Annotated in this window: 12 protein-coding genes; 4 read left to right on the top strand and 8 right to left on the bottom strand. The window is 59.2% G+C overall.

Features of this window, described 5'->3' with window-relative positions:
• Window positions 1-237: 237 nt before the first annotated feature.
• The 3 genes from AAE514_RS12740 to AAE514_RS12750 all read right to left on the bottom strand — a co-directional run bounded on the left by AAE514_RS12740 (window position 238) and on the right by AAE514_RS12750 (window position 4,695).
• The gene (locus AAE514_RS12740) at window positions 238-3,243 is read right to left on the bottom strand and encodes an insulinase family protein (RefSeq protein ID WP_347331930.1); all 3,006 of its coding nucleotides are present in this window, start codon (window positions 3,241-3,243) and stop codon (window positions 238-240) included.
• The gene (locus AAE514_RS12745; RefSeq protein ID WP_347331931.1) at window positions 3,240-4,337 is read right to left on the bottom strand and encodes an AI-2E family transporter; all 1,098 of its coding nucleotides are present in this window, start codon (window positions 4,335-4,337) and stop codon (window positions 3,240-3,242) included. Before AAE514_RS12745 ends, AAE514_RS12740 begins: the two co-directional genes overlap by 4 nt.
• A 109-nt stretch (window positions 4,338-4,446) precedes the next feature.
• A complete protein-coding gene (locus AAE514_RS12750; RefSeq protein ID WP_347331932.1) occupies window positions 4,447-4,695 on the bottom strand; it encodes a sulfurtransferase TusA family protein in 249 nt (82 codons plus the stop codon).
• 152 nt (window positions 4,696-4,847) lie between these two features.
• Here AAE514_RS12750 and AAE514_RS12755 point away from each other — a divergent pair, with 152 nt between their 5' ends.
• Window positions 4,848-6,296, top strand: a complete 1,449-nt coding sequence (locus tag AAE514_RS12755; RefSeq protein ID WP_347331933.1) for a M48 family metalloprotease — start codon at window positions 4,848-4,850, stop codon at window positions 6,294-6,296.
• Window positions 6,297-6,347: 51 nt separating this feature from the next.
• On the opposite strand, the gene AAE514_RS12760 is transcribed toward AAE514_RS12755, so the two are convergent.
• From AAE514_RS12760 to AAE514_RS12775, 4 genes are all read right to left on the bottom strand, one after another.
• Window positions 6,348-9,689, bottom strand: coding sequence for a bifunctional diguanylate cyclase/phosphodiesterase (locus tag AAE514_RS12760; RefSeq protein WP_347331934.1), 3,342 nt, complete (start codon window positions 9,687-9,689; stop codon window positions 6,348-6,350).
• Between the two features lie 128 nt (window positions 9,690-9,817).
• Window positions 9,818-10,039, bottom strand: coding sequence for a SlyX family protein (locus tag AAE514_RS12765; protein WP_347331935.1), 222 nt, complete (start codon window positions 10,037-10,039; stop codon window positions 9,818-9,820).
• Window positions 10,036-11,217 (bottom strand): serine hydrolase domain-containing protein, encoded by a 1,182-nt coding sequence (locus AAE514_RS12770; RefSeq protein ID WP_347331936.1) that lies wholly within the window; start codon window positions 11,215-11,217, stop codon window positions 10,036-10,038. Before AAE514_RS12770 ends, AAE514_RS12765 begins: the two co-directional genes overlap by 4 nt.
• The gene (locus AAE514_RS12775) at window positions 11,210-11,638 is read right to left on the bottom strand and encodes a c-type cytochrome (RefSeq protein WP_347331937.1); all 429 of its coding nucleotides are present in this window, start codon (window positions 11,636-11,638) and stop codon (window positions 11,210-11,212) included. Before AAE514_RS12775 ends, AAE514_RS12770 begins: the two co-directional genes overlap by 8 nt.
• Window positions 11,639-11,752: 114 nt before the next feature.
• Here AAE514_RS12775 and yciH point away from each other — a divergent pair, with 114 nt between their 5' ends.
• The 3 genes from yciH to AAE514_RS12790 all read left to right on the top strand — a co-directional run bounded on the left by yciH (window position 11,753) and on the right by AAE514_RS12790 (window position 14,409).
• Window positions 11,753-12,079 carry a stress response translation initiation inhibitor YciH gene (gene yciH / locus AAE514_RS12780; RefSeq protein WP_347332008.1) on the top strand — a complete coding sequence of 109 codons (327 nt, stop codon included), beginning with the start codon at window positions 11,753-11,755 and terminating at the stop codon, window positions 12,077-12,079.
• A 97-nt stretch (window positions 12,080-12,176) separates the two neighbouring features.
• Window positions 12,177-12,713 carry an energy transducer TonB gene (locus AAE514_RS12785; RefSeq protein ID WP_347331938.1) on the top strand — a complete coding sequence of 179 codons (537 nt, stop codon included), beginning with the start codon at window positions 12,177-12,179 and terminating at the stop codon, window positions 12,711-12,713.
• A gap of 244 nt (window positions 12,714-12,957) precedes the next feature.
• Complete coding sequence (locus tag AAE514_RS12790) at window positions 12,958-14,409, top strand: catalase (protein ID WP_347331939.1); 1,452 nt, start codon at window positions 12,958-12,960, stop codon at window positions 14,407-14,409.
• A gap of 93 nt (window positions 14,410-14,502) precedes the next feature.
• Here the strand turns inward: AAE514_RS12790 and AAE514_RS12795 are convergent, their stop codons facing one another.
• Window positions 14,503-17,325 carry a cellulose binding domain-containing protein gene (locus tag AAE514_RS12795; protein ID WP_347331940.1) on the bottom strand — a complete coding sequence of 941 codons (2,823 nt, stop codon included), beginning with the start codon at window positions 17,323-17,325 and terminating at the stop codon, window positions 14,503-14,505.
• Window positions 17,326-17,564 lie beyond the last annotated feature (239 nt).

A 17,564-nucleotide genomic window follows, 5' to 3' on the forward strand; every position in this document is an offset into this window, starting at 1 on the left:
CGTGCACGCATTGGCACATCTAATCGTTGCATTCAATCAATTAGGAATTGAAAAAACAGGTGTCTCTGCACCGCTATAGAGCCCTTATGTGGGATGTTATATAGGGTTATAGCCAGTTTGGTAGAGCCGAAAAATCAGCGAATTCTTACATATTCACGCGTTTTTTACCAGTCTGCCCGTCGTGCCTCACATTGGGGCAATATCGAGGCCCCATCCGCGCGGGATTCACGGGCGCAATCACGGGTAGACCAGCGTCTCCAGCGCCTTCTGGTAGGCCGGTATTTCCTCAATCCAGTGGGGCTCGGGAGCCTCCCGTGCGCGCTCCTCGGCCCGTTCCGGTGCCGGTGGCTCACCTTCCGGCGCGGCCACACCTTCCCCGAGCTCGGCCTCGGAGCCCTCTTCCAAGGCTGAGGCTGGCGCCTGGTCGGCCCCTTTCCCCGGCGGCGGCTCGCGCTCCGACACCACCCATAAACGCCTCTCGGGATCGTTGAAAACACGTTGGTAGTAGGCCTTCAGAGAATCGGGGGTAACCTCCTCTACCCGATCGGCCAGTTGGGCACGACGATCAAACCCACTGTTCCCCAGGATTAGGCTCTCCCAATAGTACGAAGACTGCTGATAGAGCGTTTTGGCCGGCTCGCGCAACTCCCGCGCCAACGCCTCTTTCGGGTCGGCCAGCCGCTCCGCCAAATCGTCTTCCGCGGCCTCCAGAAAAGCATCGATTTCGCGCCACAGTTGCCCACTGCCCGCCGAGGGCGACTGCACAACCATCACCGTCCCCGGAAGATCCTTCAGTGCCAAAGGGAATACCGTGGCAATGTAACCCAGCTGCTTCTCAGTGCGCAGCTGATGGAAAAAGCTCGGCCGCAGAATCCGTTGCAGGAGTTGCATGTGAGCCTCATCCCGCCGATCACTCTCCAGGCCCTGCACATATAATAGCGTTACATTATCGTCGTGCTCCACGGGGTAGTAGTGTGCCCAGGGCCCTTCGCTTTTAAGGCGATAGACGTTCGCCGCCGGCAATTTGCGCCGGGTCTGCTCTCCCAGCAGCTGATGTTCGAGATAGGCAGCCAAGCGCACGGCCTCTTGGCGATACAAGTTTCCATACAGCAACGCTTCCAGCTCCGCGTCCTTGAGAAGCGTGTCGGAAAAGGCATGAAGGGCTTTAAGGTCGGTGCCTTCCAACGCTTCAAGCTTGTCCGCTCCCAACCAGTAGGGGGAAAAGTGCAGCCGGGGGATTTGCCGGGCCAAAACGCCGTAGGGTTCGGCCAGCACCTCGTTGCGCCAGCGTCGTAGAAGCTTGCTCTTTTGGTCGGCGAACCGGGCGGGTTCAAAACGCCCGTGACGCAAGGCTTGAACAATTTTTGTCAGCAACAGATTCTGACGACCGCTGTAACCGAATATTTCGATGTCCAAACCGCGCGTGTTGGGCTGGAGGGAGAACTCAAGGCCGGCCAGCTCAGCGGGGTAGGCGAACTCATTCAACTGATCACGCACCAGCATAGACAGCAGCTCGGCGTGGGCCGCGCCCTGCACGCCAGCCGCAACGGCGGGTAACTTGAGACGCAGGCGCATGCTGGTTTTGGGCACGTTAAAGGTACTGTCCCACTGGAACCACACTTTCATACGGGGCTGATTACTCGCCAGCACCGGTAACTCGTTCCTTTCGGAGGCGCGCCCACCGGGGCTGGGAAGCAGCGGTGCTTCTTTCACCGCCAGCCGGGTGGGGATAAAGTCATTGGGCTTTGGCAGCGAGAGCCGTTTTTGCACCCGCGCCTTGATATCGGGCTGCTCGGTGGGTTGCTCAATCACCCGGTAAGGGGTTTGGTAGTAGGCGGAGGTTTTATAGCCTTCGGCGCTTTCCTGTGGAGCCACCCGTGGGGCAACCAAGCTGACCAACACGTTTTCGCTGTTCAAATAGTCCAGGTAACGCTTGATCATATCGGCGTCGTAGCCGGCATACAGGTAATCGCCTTTCAATACATGGCGGGGTTGGTAAAGGTGCATCCTATGGGCCAGCCCCCGGACGGTAGCAAGGGGCGAACGTGGCTCTTGAAAACGGAAATCGATGGAAGCCATCTGCTGCAGCTCCTCGTAGCGCCAGCGCTCCACCCCTTTTTGCTTTAGCGTTTCAATCGTATGAAACACCAGGGCAACAATCTGATCCGACGCACGCACCCCCAACTCCGTCAAGTCCACGGAGACCTGAAAAAGGCCGGAGTGGCGCCCCTCCTGGCGGCGGCCGGCAACCAGCCCTTCCGCCCAGCCCAAGTCTTTCAGTAAGGAGAGCAGGCTCCCCTCCCCTTCGTGACCGAGTAAATGGCTGATGTAGTGCAGCGGCTTATGCGTGTATAGCTCATCGTTCACGGGGACCGGGAATAGGAGTGAGAGCTTGCGAATTTCTTTTGTCGGCTCAATTTCCACACGTAGGGGAAGCTGGCCCTTCTCAAACAAGGGCGGGTAGGACTCCGGCAACTCGACCTTCCGACGGGGAATGGCTTTAAACCGCTCGGTCACCTGTTTCTGCAGCTTATCCAGGGGCGCGTGCCCCAAGACCACCAGTTTCATTAAATCCGCCGAGTAATGGCCTTGATAAAACGCCATCACATCCTCTCGCAGTGGGCGCTCTTCGGTGTTGGCGAGTGTTTCCAAGTTACCGACGGAAAAGCGCGAAGCGGGATGTTCCGGATTCATGAGTGCGCGATGAACCTCTTGGATTCGCCGAGCGTCGTCATTGAGCCTGGCTTTAAACTCGGCGTGCACCGCGTGACGCTCCCGCTCCACATACTCCGCATTAAACAACGGTTCGGTGAAAAACCGGGCGAACCGGTCTAATGCCGGCTCCAGGTAGGCGGGGTCAATATCAAAATAGTAGTTGGTGTACTCGGCCGAGGTGTAAGCGTTGTGACTGCCGCCGTGGGCATTGATATAGCGCTGATACGCACCGGGCTCGGGGTAGGTCTCGGTCCCAAGGAACAGCATGTGTTCCAGGAAGTGAGCCAGCCCCGGCCGCTTCGGCGGGTTCTGGTGGTGGCCGATGTGAACGGCGAGCGCCGCCGAGGCTTTTTGCGCCTGCGGGTCCGAAATAAGCAGAACGCGAAGACCGTTTTCCAACGCCAGATGACGGTACTCCCGGTGATCAACCTCCCCTTTGACCGGGACCAATGCCTGCGCCGCACCAGCCCACACCCAACCGCCGAGCAATAGACCCCCGACCACTTTCGCCCAAGTCCGCCGCATCATGTTTCACTTTGTTCGCTGCTGTGCGGGTCTTGGCTGTGGGCCTCTTTGACCCCAATCGGCCAAGCGTAAAGAATCGCCTTAACCAGCGTGGCCAGCGGTATGGCAAAAAACACTCCCCAGAAACCCCAAAGCCCCCCGAATACCAATACAGCCAATATAATGGCCACCGGGTGCAAATTAACCGCTTCAGAAAACAGCAGGGGGACCAATACGTTGCCATCCAGCGCCTGCAAGACACCGTACGCAAAAAGCAGGTACACAAACTCCGGCCCCCAGCCCCACTGGAAAAAGCCGACCAAAGCCACGGGAATGGTGGCAACAGCGGCGCCGATATAGGGCACCAAAACCGACAGCCCGACCGCAATGGCAAGCAAGGCACTGTAATTGAGGCCGAAGAGCACAAAAACGATGTAGGCCACAGTACCGACAATCGCAATCTCAATCGCTTTGCCACGCACGTAGTTGGCAATTTGTTGGTTCATTTCCTGCCAGATTTTACTCATCAACGGCCGCTTTTCCGGCAGGAAACCCGCAAACCAGCGCATAATGGACTGGCTGTCTTTCAAAAAGAAAAACACCAGGATCGGCACCAGCACAAAATACACCAGCACCGTGGCGAGCACCGGCAAGTTCGATACCGAAAAACTGACAATGTACTGCCCGACATAACCCAACTCGGTGCTGGTGATGGACATCATTTGCTCGACTTGGGCCTCGTTAATCAAATTAGGGTAGCGTTCCGGAAGTAACAGCATCAGTTCTTGCCACTCGCGCAGCATGCGAGGCAGCTCGGCAAAAAAACGGGTGGACTGTTGCCAGATAACCGGCACCAAACCGAACATAATCGCCGCGCCAGTGGCCACCAGCACGAGAAAGGTAATCAGAACGGCCAGCCAGTGCGGCAGCTTCCAGGCCTTCAGGCGGACCACCATGCCCTGCATCAGAAACGCGATAATCAGGCTCGCGATCATTGGCGCCAGAACCGCCCCCAGCGTTAGAATCACCACCAGCCCCCCGGCGAGGAGGAACAGCAATAGCACCGCCTCCTCATCGGACAGGTAGCGATCAATCCAGCGGCGAATAATCTTCAGCATAAGGCTCCTTTTGCCCCAAGTGATCCGGCACCCCAATTGCCCCGGCCTGGAGCCCCAGCGGGCCCGGCCTAGGCGCAACCAAGTACCCGGTTAGTGCGGCCAAGCCGCTTCAGGATTTTACCAGAATATAGACATAGACGCCGTCGGGCCGGTCTTCCCGCTCCAACCCGTGGCCCGCCAAGTCGGCGAAAGCCCGAAAATCGCGCACGGAGCCCGCATCGGTGGCCAGCACCCGCACGGCCTGCCCGGGGTCGATGGTTCGCAGGGCTTGTTTCGCCCGCAGCAGCGGCAAGGGGCAGCGTAACTCGCGCGCATCCACCTCTGTTATCACTTCCGGCCCGTTATCGAGACGCGTCATAGTACCCCCACATAATGAACCTGACGCCGCTTGCGCGGTCTGAATCCCCGAAGCCTCCGCCCTTGAGGAGGGCGGTAAATCGCCTCTAGCGCTAGCCGCAGGCGGAAGGCTACACTGTGCGACACTGATTGACCACCGGAGTCTGAAACGACGTGAAACATGCTGTCACCCTTGTTCTGAGTCTGTTGCTCGCCACAAGCCCCGGGGCCAACGCCAACCGGGATCTGCAACTGCCCGTGCTTGGGGATACCAGCTCGGCCGTCAGCTCGCCCCTGGAAGAGGAGCGACTGGGGCGCGAAGTTCTGCGATTGTATCGCAGTCAGATGCCTACGTCCTCAGACTACCAGGTTATTCAGTACCTGGAGACCCTGTTGAACGAGCTGGCCAGCCACAGTGATCTCAAAGACCCTTCTCTGCAGTTGGTGGTGATCGAGAACCCCACCATCAACGCCTTCGCTGCCCCCGGCGGGATCATCGGCGTCAATACCGGCCTGATGAGCTACGCCGAAAATGAGCATCAGCTGGCCTCGGTTCTGGCTCACGAACTTGCCCACCTTAGCCAACGGCACTACGCCCGTCAGAAGCAAAAGCGTCAGCAAATGAGTGCCCCGTATTATGCGGCGCTGATTGGCAGCATGATTCTAGCCGCCACGGCCGGCTCGGATGCGGGAATCGCCGCCATGATGAGTACCCAGGCCGCCGCCCTCGACGCTCAACTGCGCTTCAGCCGGCAGTTCGAACAGGAAGCCGACCGACTGGGAATGCAGACCATGAAGCGGGCGGGAATGGACCCGAGCGCCGCGGGCGACATTTTCGAGACCATGCTGCGCGCCACTCGCTACTCCGAGCGCCCCCCCGAGTTTCTGCTGACCCACCCGGTGACCGAGCGCCGTATCGCTGACACCCGTAGCCGCACCATGAACCTTGAGGACCGGGAGTACGAACAGAACCTGGAATATCATCTGATGCGCGCACGCATTCGAGTGGAGCACGCCTCCTCGCCCCAGGTCGCCGTACAGCGGTTTAACGATGCCTTGGAAGCAGAACGTTCCCCCGTGGCCGCGCAGCGGTATGGTCTGGCTTTTGCACACCTAAAAGCCAGCCAGTTCAAAGACGCCCAAGCGGCGATCGCCCCGCTGTTGGCGGAGGAGCCCGAGCGGTTGACCTACCAGTTGCTCGAGGCGGAACTCCTTACCGAACGCGGTGAGCACGAGGCCGCGCTGAAAAAATTGAGCGCCCTGCATCAACAGGAGCCGGACCACTACGCGGTCAACATGGGTTACGCCCTGGCATTGATGAAGGCCAACCAGTTCGAGAAAAGCACCGCGCTGCTGCGCAAGTTTTCCCGCCAGCGCCCGGAAGACCCCCAGGTTTGGTACTGGCTGGCGGAGGTGAGCGGTCTGGCGGGAGACATTTTGCAGGTGCATGAAGCCCGAGCGGAATACTTTGTCCAGGTAGGCGCCTACAGCCAGGCACTGCGCCAGCTTAAAAACGCTCTAAAGCGTGCCGATGAGGGCAGCACTCATACCCGGATTCTGTTGCGCGAACGCATCAAGCAAGTGGAAGAGATGCAGAGGACAGCGGCGCGACTCTTTTCCTAAGCAGCTTCACTGACCGTTTTTTATAGGCTCTTGCCGCCCTGTTCCACCTCCTCAGGGCATGGCAAGCAGGGCGTTGGTAGGCCGCTCCACCCAGGCGGAGGAGGCCAACCAGTCGGCCAGTTGATCGCTCGGCATGGGGCGGCTGATATGGAACCCCTGGGCCAGATCACACCCCAGCGCCGTCAGCCGCAACAGTAAGGCTTCTGACTCGACCCCTTCGGCCACGACATTGAGGCCGAGGTTGTGGGCCAGATGAATGGTGGAGTTCACAATAATTTCATCCTGCTCGTCGTCCAGCATCTGACGGACAAACGAAAAATCGATTTTCAGGGTTCGTACCGGCAATCGCTTCAGGTAAGACAGCGAGGAATAGCCGGTCCCGAAGTCATCAATGGAAAGGGACACTCCCAGCTCGTGCAATCGCTCCAAGTTTGTCATGGCCCGGCGTGGGTCGGTCATGATGGAGCTTTCGGTGATTTCCAGCTCCAGCGCCCAATGGGGAAGCTGATACTCGCTCAGCAGCGTTTCAACCTGCCGGGGCAGCGTGTCATCCATCAGGTTGCGCGCCGATAGGTTGACCGCCACGCTCAAGGGCACGCCGGCTTCATGCCAGGAGCAGCAGGCCTTAATGCTGTGCTCCAACACCCAAGTCGTCATCGGATGCACGAGATTGGTGGCCTCGGCGATTGGAATAAACTCTCCCGGAGAAACCATTCCCAGGGTCGGGTGCTGCCACCTCAGCAGCGCTTCCAGCCCATAACAGCGCTGGGTCGCCAGCTCGATTTTGGGCTGGAAGTGCAGGCACAGTTGATTGTCCCGAATCGCCCGCCCCAACTCATTCATCAGGGACAGGCGCTTGGACGAGTGCGGGTCTTTCTCCGCATCGTACAAGGCGACCCCTACCATCTCCGACTTCGCGCAGTACATGGCGATGTCCGCATAACGCATCAGTGTGCTGACATCCGACGCTTGTTTCGGTGCGAGCGCTATACCAATGCTGGCACTGATCTCGATCGCATAGCCTTCCAGATCAAACTCATTGCGCAGAGCATCCAGCACGCAGTGTCCGAAAACCAGCGCCTGCCGGTGGTGGCGAATATTCGGGAGGAAAATGGCAAACTCATCGCCCCCCAAGCGAGCGATCAGCCCCGGAAGGTCACCCAACTCACTGCGCAGGCGCGGGCCGATCTGAGTCAGCAACTGATCCCCCACTTGGTGACCGAGGGTATCGTTAATCTCTTTGAACCGGTCCAGGTCAATCAACAGCAGCGCGGACTGTCGGTTTTGCGAGTCTTCCATCCAATCGGTGATTTCGCGGTACAGGCCGCTGCGGTTTGGCAACTGGGTCAGAGCATCATGAGTGGCCTGGTACTCCAAGCGTTCTTCATAGCGTTTGCGCGCAGTGATATCGCGACTGGTGCCCCACACCCGCTGAAGCGCGCCGCCTTCCACCTCTCCCACGCAGGAAATCTGAAAATGAATCTCCCGGCCTTGACGATTGCGGCGGACGATTTCATGGTCAACCAACTCATAATTCTGGGCGATGAAGGTCGCCACATCAAAGCGGTAATCTTTTGAGCCGGCTTCCACCAACCCACTGCCCAGGAGTTCCTCCACCGAGGAAGCACCCAAAATTTGCGCCAACACCCGATTGCCCTCGCCCAACCGAGCTTGAGTGACAATCGCCCGTTCCTGCTCCTCCCGGGGCAAATCCACCGGCACCGGGGGCTCCATGTCGTAGCGCCAAATGGCTTCGGAACTGTTGGCAATAAACGCCCGGTAGCGAGCCTCGCTCTGGGCCAGTGCACGCTCGCGCATGACGCTGTCGGTAATATCGTTCATGACCAACAACACGCCGTTTACGTAACCCTGGCTGTTTTTGGTGGGAATTTTATCCACCGAAAACCAGTGCTGCGTCCCATCGGTTTGGGTGCTTTCAATGGAATTGAGCATCGCCTGACCGGAGCGAACCACCTGCATCATTTCACGCTGACGTTCAGCGGGATTATCCCAATAGGGCGCGATTTCCAGAAAGCTTTTGCCTTTCATGGAAGACTGGCCAATCCAGGAGCGAGCCAGTTCGTTAAAGTCCTTAATCAATCCCCAGCGATCAAAATACCAAACCGCCGAACGCATCGAGTCCAATAGCAGCCTCAGCTCCTGCTGCTGGCTTTGCAGCCGGTGTTCAATAGATTTCTGGGAGGAAATATCGGTCATATTCTGACCGATGCCACTCAACTGTCCGTTCGGCCCTTCAATGGGAAAACGAACGCAGACAAATGTGTGGGGCTGACCGTCCGGCCCGGGGATGACTTCCTCGGTTTCGGGCAACGGTTCTCCCGACTGGAGCCGCAGGTCCTGGGCGCGAAATCGTTCGGCCACGTGGGCCGGAAACAAGTCCGCGTCGGTTTGACCGCAGAGCTCCTCCGCGTCCCGGCCAAACCATTGGGCGAAGCCCTGGTTCACCAACAGATAGCGGCCTTCTTCAGCGGATTTGATGGAAATAAGATTGTGAGAGTTGTTAATTAGCTTGTACAGCAGCTGGTCCCGATGCTTGAGCTCCAAGTGCGCGGACTCTTCGCTACTGCGGTCCTGGCACTGGATCAGCACCCGAGTGACGTCACCGAAGCGGTCACGCATGGGCAGAAAGCTCACCTTGATCGGCACGTGTTGGTCGAGATAAAGCTGGTTGCGGTGCAAATTGGCCAGCGGATAATCCAGGTCAAAGCACTGAATCTCACCGCGCTGGAATACCCGGCGCACTCGCTCCAGGTGCTCGGGATTTTGACTTAGGACTTTATCCCTAAGGACGCGGTAGGAGCCAATACTTGAGGCCACTTGACGTGGAGTGAGCTGAAACAAGTGCGCCAGGGCGTGGTTGATCTCCAGCATCACCCCGTCGGGGTCCGTCACGAAGCTGGCGATGGGGCTTTCGGCAAACAGCCGGGAGAGCATGCTCTGAACGTATTCCGGCCCCGGATTGGCGAGCCAATGCTGGGCGCTGATAACCACGCCCACGAAATGCGGTGGCTCGGCTTCTTGTACGGGAAGAGGGCGGCCGATAAAACGCAGACGCGGTTGGCTGGCCAGTCCCGCCAGGCAAACTTCACAGGAGGCGGGGTCACTGGCAGCACGGCCTTCCGAGAAGGCTCGCTGAAACAGGTACTGATCCGCCGGAGGCATAAGGGCGAGCAACTGTTCTTCACAGTTGATCGCGCCCAGTTCCGGGGCCCACTGGTAAAGCGCTTCCGACAGACTCAACTGCCGGCTGCGTAGATTCAACCTCCATACCGCGATATCGGACGCCGCCAGCGCCGACCCGAGCAACTCGTAGTCGGACAGCGGAGCGTCGGTGGAAGTGACGCTGGATTGTCCGGTGGTTCCCTGCCTCATTGTTGCGCGCATCTACACTTTATTAAATCAGTGGGTGACCCCAAGTGTAGACGATAATAGCCGCCAAAAAGTAAAAAGGCGCAATTGGCGCCCTCCGGCCGCTCTCCTTGTGTGAGAGCTCCCCACCGTTAGTAGTGCGGCGGCCGCTCATTCACCGGGTTGCCGCCGCCGGGGCCCTCCTCCAAGGTATCTCTCAGATCGCGGTACTTTCCGGCCAGCGCGCGCAGTTGCTGCTCAAGCCGATCAATTTGCTCGGCCTGGCGGGCCACCACATCGCTGAGTTCGCTCACCGCCTGCTCTTGAAACGCCAGGCGCGACTGAATGTCTTCCCAATCCCGCTGTTCACTCATGGGGCATCTCCCAACACATCATAAAGGGCATCAATCAAGCGTTGAGGCCGGGAATCAATCAATAGGCTCTGGCCCATTCGGCCAGTCACGTAACCAAAACCAATGCCGTACTCCGGGTCGGCAAACCCCAGGCACCCACCGGCACCGGGGTGGCCGAAGGCGCCGCGCCCACGGCCGAACCGGCAGTCCGCCCGCTTCTGGGACAACATAAAACCGTGCCCAAAGCGCAGCGGCAGCCCGAGCACGCGGTCTTCCTCAAAGGTCAGTTCCTCGCCACAGAGCGAGAGTGCTTTTTCGCTCAACAGGCAGTGGCCCTTCAAACGACCGCCATTGGCCAGGGCGCCGTACAATGCGGCCAGATCCAGTGCACTGCCGTGGCCGTTGGCCGCCGGTATTTCCGCCGCCCGCCAGTCCTCACTGTTGCTGGCGGTCAGCAAGCTCATGGGGTTGCTGAATGCCTTGTTGGTAACCCCGCGCGGGTCCGCTTTCATGATCCGGCCCAGAGACTGGCTGTCAGCCCCAGTGCCGGCACCGCCCAAGGCCCGCTTGAGCGGCCGGGACTGGGCCACCGGCACCCCATCCCCCGAGGCCCCGAAACCCAACGCCAACCCCAAAGGGCGGGCAATTCGTTTCTCCACTTGGTCGGAGAAGCGCTCCACACCGGCCACGCGCCGCACCAACTCGCCCAGGGCCCAGCCAAACAGGAAGGGCGAATAGCCCTGCCCCTGGCCGGGCTCCCACCAGGGCTCGGCCTCTTCAATCCGCCGGACCATGGTATCCCAATCAAAAATGTCTTGCTCTCCCACGCGTTCCTTAAGGGCGGATACCCCTGAACGATGGCCGAGCAAATCCCGCACGGTAATCGAGGCTTTCCCCGCCGCGCCGAACTCGGGCCAGTACTCCGCCACGGGGCTGTCCAGCGCCAGCGTCCCTTCGTCCACCAGTTGCAGGACAGCCAGCGCCACAATGCCCTTGCTGGCCGAGAATAGGTTCACTTGGGTGTTTTCCGTCCAGGCGTGTCCGGGCTCTGCCTCGCCGGCCCAAATGCTGATAACCGGCTCCCCCGACCGGTACACCGCCAGGGCCGCCGCCTCGTCGCCGGCTTCTGCCCTGTTGTAGGCAAAGGCGTCCACTACCGGTTGCCACCGTTCGCTCCAATGGCCCTGGATCTCACTCATCGGCGCTCTCCTTAACACTGGCCTTAACACTGGCCTTAACACTCGCCTTATTAACCCCGGCCTTGGCCGGCACGCTGGCAAAATAGGCACTAAGGGCCTCAATCGCCTGCTCGTCCAGGTTGCGGGCGATGGAGTTCATCATGGGGTTGTCCCGCTCGCCACTGCGGAAGGCCTGCAGCTGCTCTGAGAGGTACGCTTCGGAAAGGCCCGCCAGCGAGGGGTAGGAATTCACTTTGGAGCGCCCTTTCGGCCCGTGGCAGCCAAAACAGGAGCGGGCCTGACGCCGCCCGGTCTCGATCAGTTGTTGTTCGGGGGTCAGGTCTTCTTGCGCCGGCCTCTCGCCGCCGTCACTACAGCCGGTGGTGAGCAGAATGGTTGTCAGGCTGAGGGTGAGGGTTCGCAATACGGTCAGGTGTTTCAACGGCAGTCTCCGTTTTCTGGCGGTATGGAGGTCATTCGAGGTGGGCGATTCTACCATTGAGGCTTGTTATCATGTGGGTTTTGTCCAGGCGGGCGTTGAATCGGGAGTTGAATGATGAGTAAAGAGAGCCGTTTGGTGTATTCAACGGAGACGGGCCGTGTCCGAGAGGAGGCATCCAAGCCGGAGGCGGCACCGCAGGGCGATGGTATTGTGCGTTTGCACCGGGAGACGAAGGGCCGCGGGGGGAAGGCGGTGACCTTGATTACGGGAGTTCCGTTGGCCGGGGCGGAGTTGAAGACGCTGGCGAAGGATTTGAAGAAGCTCTGCGGCGTGGGGGGCGCGATCAAGGATGGGGTGATTACGATTCAGGGGGACCAGCGGGAGAACCTGAAGCCGGCTTTGGAGAAAAAGGGCTTCACGGTGAAGATTGCTGGGGGTTAGCTGTTCTCTTTTTTGTTCACCACACCTGGCGCTATTCTTGCAGAGATCGAAGACAAACACCCAAAACGTCAAGTTTCTGTCTTCGAGGACCGCCACCGTGGATACCGCAATCTTTATTGAATTGCTCGACACCTCCCTCAAAGTCGCCCTGGGCGCCATGATCGCCGGCCTGGCGGGCTGGTGGGTCATGCGCCGCAACGCCGTCGTAGGCTCCCGCTCGCCCAAGGAAAATCGTCGGTTGAGCCATCTCGAAGACGTCTCCGCCCAAGTCGGACGCCTCACCCACACCTTCGCCAAATACTCGTCACTGGCGGCCGAATCCATCCAGTTCGGCGAGCGCTGGCCCAAAGAGCGCAAGCAAGAACTGGAAAGCATCAGCGCCGATCTGGTCAACGAATTTAAAGGCCTGGCCGAAGCCGAGTCCAAACTCCTCATGCTGGGGGAGAAAAACCTCGAGCGCAGCCTGCGCCTATACGGCAGCCAAATCGCCCTGTTTCGCAAACAAGTCTATGCCTCCCGGCCCGATATCAGCCTCGAGCAAGTGGCCGGACTCAAGCAGGAAGTAAGCCGGGCACGGGAGAAGTTCTACGACCTTCTGAGCCGTAAGTACGACCGGCTGCTCGCCAGCGCCTGAGACCTTCTTAACCCCGCAGTGGCGCTAGCGAGCGCCTCAGCCCCCCACCACAAGCCAGCCTTGAGGTGGGTACCACTCAATAAATAGCCATTAACTATTAATCCACCACCTATTTATAGACTCCATAAAAACTCTTAATTGGCACCCCTCTCCCTTTGTCCATAAGCTCACCCCTATCATCTTCATCTGGGATGGTGACGTACACACTACCCAGCCACTATTTAGAACAACGGAGCGAAACCGAATGAGTGACCAAAAGAAGCCCACATTAACCACCTCCGCCGGTGCCCCCATTGGGGATAACCAGAACAGCATGACCGCAGGGCCACGGGGGCCACTGTTGCTCCAGGATTACCAACTCATTGAAAAGCTGGCGCACCAGAACCGCGAGCGTATTCCCGAGCGGGCCGTTCACGCCAAAGGATGGGGCGCCTATGGAACGCTGACCATTACCAATGACATTAGCCAATACACCAAAGCCAAACTCTTCTCGGAAGTGGGCAAGAAAACCGACATGCTCGCCCGCTTTTCTACCGTGGCGGGCGAACAGGGTGCCGCCGACGCCGAACGGGATGTACGCGGATTTGCACTGAAGTTCTACACCGAAGAAGGCAACTGGGATATGGTGGGCAACAACACCCCCGTGTTCTTTGTGCGGGACCCCTACAAGTTCCCCGACTTCATTCACACCCAGAAGCGCCACCCGAGAACCAACCTGCGCTCCCCCACCGCCATGTGGGACTTTTGGTCACTGTCTCCGGAATCCTTGCATCAGGTGACCATCTTGATGTCTGACCGCGGCTTACCCACGGACGTACGCCACATTAACGGTTACGGCAGCCACACCTTCAGCTTCATCAATGACGACAACGAGCGGTTCTGGGTGAAGTTCCACTTCAAGACCATGCAGGGCCACAAACACTGGACGGATGACGAAGCCGAGAAAATCGTGGGCAAAACCCGAGAGTCCACTCAGGAAGACTTGTTCAACGCGCTGGAGAACGGCGACTATCCCAAGTGGCGTTTCTGCGTGCAGATCATGCCAGAGAAGGACGCGGAGAGAACCCCCTACAACCCGTTTGACCTGACCAAAGTCTGGCCGCACGCCGATTACCCGCTGATTGAAGTAGGTATTATGGAGTTAAACCGCAACGCGGATAACTACTTCTCGGAAATCGAGCAAGCGGCGTTCTCTCCGTCGAACATCGTGCCGGGTATCGGTTTCTCGCCCGACAAAATGCTGCAGGCGCGGGTGTTCGCTTACGCCGATGCGCACCGCCACCGCCTCGGAACACACTACGAAGCGCTGCCGGTAAATGCGCCCAAGTGCCCCGTCCACCATTACCACAAGGACGGGCAGATGCGCTTTACGCCCAACAACCCGAACCCGGACGCCTACTATGAGCCCAACTCGTTCAGCGGCCCGGTGGAAAAACCGGACGTGTTGGAGCCACCGTTGAAAATTGATGGCGATGCCGACCGCTACAACCACCGCGAAGGCAACGATGATTACAGTCAGCCACGGGCATTGTTCGAACTGTTCGACGAGGCTCAGAAGCAGCGCTTGTTCAACAACATTGCCGGGGCCATGGCCGGCGTGCCCGACTTTATTGTCGAACGCCAATTAGGCCACTTTGAACAGGTGCATCCGGACTATGCCGCTGGCGTTCGCGCAGCATTGAAACAACAGGGCTGATTTTTCGGCACTGACTCAAAGCGGGTTGAATAAAAAAAGGCCGCGCCCGATAGACGGGAGCGGCCTTTTTTTCATGATGGCTGTGGGTGTGACTTAATTCACAGCGCTACAGGTGGGCGTGGTAAAACTCCCTTCATAGTTGCCAAGTACCCCGAAAGCGGCACTCTGCCCCGCCTGAATCTGACCATTCCAACTCAGGTTCGTGGCGGTGACCTCGCTGCCACTGGTGGTCAGCTCGGCGCTCCAGTGACCCGAGAGCTGCGGTGCGTTCGCATAGCTCAGGACAACCGTCCAACCATTCGTCGCTGAACTGCCATTGTTGGTCACGCTCACTTCCATCTGGTAACCGGTGCCCCAGTCGTTTACCACATTCACGGCGCAGGTGAGGTCTCCGGCCGGGGCGCTCGATGCACTCGAGGCACTGCTGGAGCTGACACTGGAGACTGCGCTGCTCGCCGATGAACTGACCGAGGACGACAAGCTGGACGACACCGCGCTGGATACCGCGGAGGAAACCGATGAACTCAGGCTGGAGCTCGCGCTCGAACTGACGCTGGAGCTCTGTTCAGAACTGACGCTCGAGCTCTGGCTTGAGCTTACAGAGGACGCGGCGCTGGAAGAGCTGACGCCACCGGCCGGATCCCCGTAAATAATACCGCGGCCGTTGGTGCCCAGGTAGAACCGGCCATAGATACGCGGGTCCCCGGTAATCGCCTCGCCAAAGTTACCGTACTGATGTTGGTCGTCGTTGATACGCACCCAAGAGGCGCCTTCGTCATTGGAGCGGAAAACCCCCCGCACACCGTCCACTTGGGCGATGATATACAGCGCAGGATAATCAGCCCCAGGAGCGGCCTTGCCGAAGCCGACATTGTTTGCCTCTTCCACGTTGTTCAACTGGCTGAAGGTTTCGCCCCCGTCGGTAGAGCGCCACAGACCGTAGGCGCCGTCGGTGCTGCCGCCGGCAAACCAGAGATGACCTTCAAAACCCGGCACCGCTTCCAGCTTTTGGGTGCCGCCGGTGGGCAGGTTATCCGCGGCGGTTTGCGTAAAGGAGGCACCCTGGTTGTCGCTGACATAAACACGGCCTTCGGACAGCCCATAAAACCGGTTCGGGTTGGCGCGGTCCGACTTCACAACGGCCCCTTCCGGGATGCCGGTGGAGGCGCTCCAGGAGCTGCCGAAGGTCGTAGAGTACTGCACCCCGGCACCCTCGGTGCTCCAGAGAATGGCACCACCGTCGGCGGACAGGGCGACGGTACCCGCTCCAGTCACACCCTCGGGCAGCTGACCGGCCCACCAGCTATCGGCGGCGGAAGTGGTTATACCAATCGCGGGTTCTTCATCGCCTTCCCCGACCCGCACCATGGTGCTCGGGCTCTGTTCGGCAAAATCGATGCTGGTCACGCCGCTAACCGTGGGCGTGGTGTACATGGTCTCCGGCACTTGATCCAGGTCGGTATGCTTAAAACCGCCGACATCCAGCATGGCAGAGAACAGGTGAGCGCCCTCCGGGGGGCTGGCCAAATCCAGAATGGCGGTCTCTTCCAGCCCTTCCACCATGGGGCGAATGATCACGGTGCCATCACTGTCCCATTCGGTCAGGTTTTCCGTGCCGTAAATGGTGGCGCCGGTGCCGTACATCAGACGGTCGGAATTGTGGGGGTCAATTTCCACCGACTCGTTCATCCAGCCCAGTTTTGGAGCGGTCTCTGGCGCCACGGGGTTCTCGACTCCGAAATCCAACCAGGGCACTTCGGTGATGTCGATTTCGTACTTCATGTCGCGCTCGGGATAGGCGGCCCATTCCCAGATGGGGTTCCAGGTTTCCCCGGCGTCGGTGGAGCGGTAGAAAATCGCATCCGGCCACCAGGAAATCTGCGAGGCCACGATCAACGTCTCGGGATCTTGGCGGTCGAGGGTCAGACCACTGTAACCAAAGTAGGCGTCATCGCTGTCGGCGGACACGGGGCTGATATCAGTCCAGGTGCCGCCGGCGATGTCATAGCGCCAGACTTCCCCCAGGGCGCCGTCGTAGGGGCCCCCGGTATCGCTGGTGGCCACATAAAGACGGCCATTCTCGTGATCCACTACGGCCTTATGCGGAATATAGCCGGTGGGTGCGCCGGGAATCGGCTCCCAGGTTTGACCACCGTCCAGGCTCTGGTAAAGAGACTGCTCCAGGTCGGCGACACCGACAAAGATGCGGTCACTGCCCTGCCCCGGCGTGCCGCTGGCCCGGTCAAAGTCGACCCAGACTACGCCCTGAATCTGATTCAGGTAGTTGTTTTCATCATCGGGGTCCTGGGCGTAGTCACCGGGGTTGGGGAAGACGGTGACTTCGCTCCAGGTTTCACCATAGTCGGTGCTGCGCCAGAGACCGTTGCCGCCCTCGGCGCCAAAGTACAGGGTGCTGTTGTCATTGGGGTCGATGGCCAGGCGCTCGCCCATGCCTCGGCCGGGCATGTTGCCACCGATATGAAACGGCAGCTCGGTGGCCTCCCAGGTCTCCCCCCGGTCGGAGGAGCGTAGAATGGCGCCGTTGTTGGGGTCCCAACCATTGGTGTACATGCCCACCGCGGCATAGACCCGGTCCGGGTTGACCGGGTCGGTGGCGACGCTCAGCACGCCGTTCCAGCCCCAGTTATCCCACCCTACCCAGTCGAGCAGCGGTTTCCAGGTTTGGGATTCGGGTTGCCAGCGGTAGACGCCGCCAATGTCGGTGCGTGCATAGATCAAGCCCGGCTCGGTGCGGTTAAATACGATGCCGGGGACAAAACCGCCGCCGTCGATGCGGACGTTTTGCCACTCGTAAGGTTCCGAGGGTACGGCCTGAACGCCTGCCGATGCGGCCAGCCAGAGGCCGGCTGCCGCCAGTGAGGCAATACACTGGCGAGCGTAGTTTTTATGTTTCATACATCGCTCCTTAATACCGTGTTTTAATTTGTTGGTGTGACGATTTAGAGGGATATGACGTCACTTGTCGTTCAAATAAACTTGGTGGTGTGAACGTCGCGGAAAGGGTAACGGAGGAGCGAGAGGATTAACGTGAAGCAGGACGCATTACTTGTAAAAAGTTTATTACGGGTAAAATTTTGTTGTGAGCGTAGGGTGGGGATATAGCGAGTTGAAATAACGATTGGCGTAGCTTGGAC

The organism is Marinimicrobium locisalis (assembly GCF_039822625.1).
Lineage (GTDB): Bacteria > Pseudomonadota > Gammaproteobacteria > Pseudomonadales > Cellvibrionaceae > Marinimicrobium > Marinimicrobium locisalis.

Bases quoted from the DNA above. Each gene is read 5' to 3' on its own strand.
- AAE514_RS12760 (WP_347331934.1), bottom strand. From the start codon at position 9,689: ATGAGGCAGGGAACCACCGGACAATCCAGCGTCACTTCCACCGACGCT.
- yciH (WP_347332008.1), top strand. From the start codon at position 11,753: ATGAGTAAAGAGAGCCGTTTGGTGTATTCAACGGAGACGGGCCGTGTC.
- AAE514_RS12790 (WP_347331939.1), top strand. From the start codon at position 12,958: ATGAGTGACCAAAAGAAGCCCACATTAACCACCTCCGCCGGTGCCCCC.
- AAE514_RS12770 (WP_347331936.1), bottom strand. From the start codon at position 11,217: ATGAGTGAGATCCAGGGCCATTGGAGCGAACGGTGGCAACCGGTAGTG.
- AAE514_RS12765 (WP_347331935.1), bottom strand. From the start codon at position 10,039: ATGAGTGAACAGCGGGATTGGGAAGACATTCAGTCGCGCCTGGCGTTT.
- AAE514_RS12740 (WP_347331930.1), bottom strand. From the start codon at position 3,243: ATGATGCGGCGGACTTGGGCGAAAGTGGTCGGGGGTCTATTGCTCGGC.
- AAE514_RS12795 (WP_347331940.1), bottom strand. From the start codon at position 17,325: ATGAAACATAAAAACTACGCTCGCCAGTGTATTGCCTCACTGGCGGCA.
- AAE514_RS12750 (WP_347331932.1), bottom strand. From the start codon at position 4,695: ATGACGCGTCTCGATAACGGGCCGGAAGTGATAACAGAGGTGGATGCG.
- AAE514_RS12745 (WP_347331931.1), bottom strand. From the start codon at position 4,337: ATGCTGAAGATTATTCGCCGCTGGATTGATCGCTACCTGTCCGATGAG.